Source organism: Polaromonas sp. (assembly GCF_030682935.1).
Classification (GTDB): Bacteria; Pseudomonadota; Gammaproteobacteria; order Burkholderiales; family Burkholderiaceae_C; genus Polaromonas.
This window is the reverse complement of sequence record NZ_JAUXNA010000053.1, coordinates 1-1025: the sequence shown is the minus strand read 5'-3', so window position 1 is coordinate 1025 and position 1025 is coordinate 1. Positions and strand designations below refer to the sequence as shown.

Annotated in this window: 2 protein-coding genes; both read right to left on the bottom strand. The window is 54.6% G+C overall.

What is annotated here, in order from left to right; translation table 11 throughout:
- Nucleotides 1–479: ATP-dependent metallopeptidase FtsH/Yme1/Tma family protein (locus Q8K05_RS01835; RefSeq protein WP_305244840.1), on the bottom strand; the 479-nt coding region annotated here is incomplete at its 3' end.
- A 130-nt stretch (nt 480–609) separates the two neighbouring features.
- The coding region (locus Q8K05_RS01830) for an RlmE family RNA methyltransferase (protein ID WP_305244839.1) at nt 610–1025 on the bottom strand (416 nt) is incomplete at its 5' end.

The window sequence follows — 1025 nt, the reverse complement described above, 5'->3', positions numbered from 1 at the left end:
AACGTCACGGTGTTAGTGGACTCGTCGAGCATGCGGGCCTTTGATTTACCAAAACTGAAGGCTCCACCCTTGCCGCCGCCCTGCATTTGCCGCATGAAATAGACCCAGACGCCAATCAGCAGCAGCATCGGGCCCCAACTGACCAGCAGCGTCATGAGCAACGAGCCCTCTTCGCGAGGTTTGACGTCGAATTTCACATCGTTGGCGATCAGATCACCCACCAAGCCGCGGTCGAGGTAAGTCGCCGTGGTGCGGATCTTGCGGTCATCGGTGGTCACAGCCGATATTTCGGTGCCGCCCTGGCCTTCCGCAATCGTCGCGGCCTTGATGCGTTTGCCGCGCACCTCCTCCAGGAACTCGGAATAACCCAAGTAACTGGACCCAGCCGCGCCACGCGTATCAAATTGCTTGAAAACGGTGAACAGGACCATGGCTATTACCAGCCAGATTGCAATTTTAGAAAACCACTGATTGTTCAAGGACTACTCCGATGTAAGAACAAAAGTCACATGCGCCCGATTTTAGGCGTTTCAAGGGCAAAAACGTCATGAAGCGCACTACGCCCCTTGACTTGAAGAGGATTTAGGTAATTTTTACTATCCCGCACCCTCATTTTTCCGCCTCGACCCGGTTTTTAAGCCCTCGCCCGACCAAAAAGGTTTCCGAAGAATTCGAACGCGAGGCCTTGGGTTTCATGGGTTTGACCACCTTGAAGGTCGAACGGAACAGCTTGACCAATTGGTCGTAGCCACTCCCGTGAAACAGCTTGACGACGAGCGCCCCCTCCGGCTTCATATGCTTCTGGGCAAACTCTACCGCCAGTTCTACCAGATCGGTGATGCGGGCCGCATCGGCCGATTCGATACCTGACAAGTTGGGCGCCATGTCTGAAATAACAAGGTCGACCGAAACCGCCCTATTGTCGGCGACCAAGGCCTGTTCCAGTTTTTGGAGCACTTCGGTCTCGCGAAAGTCGCCCTGGATAAAGACCACGCCCTCAATGGGTTCCATGGGCAACATGTCCA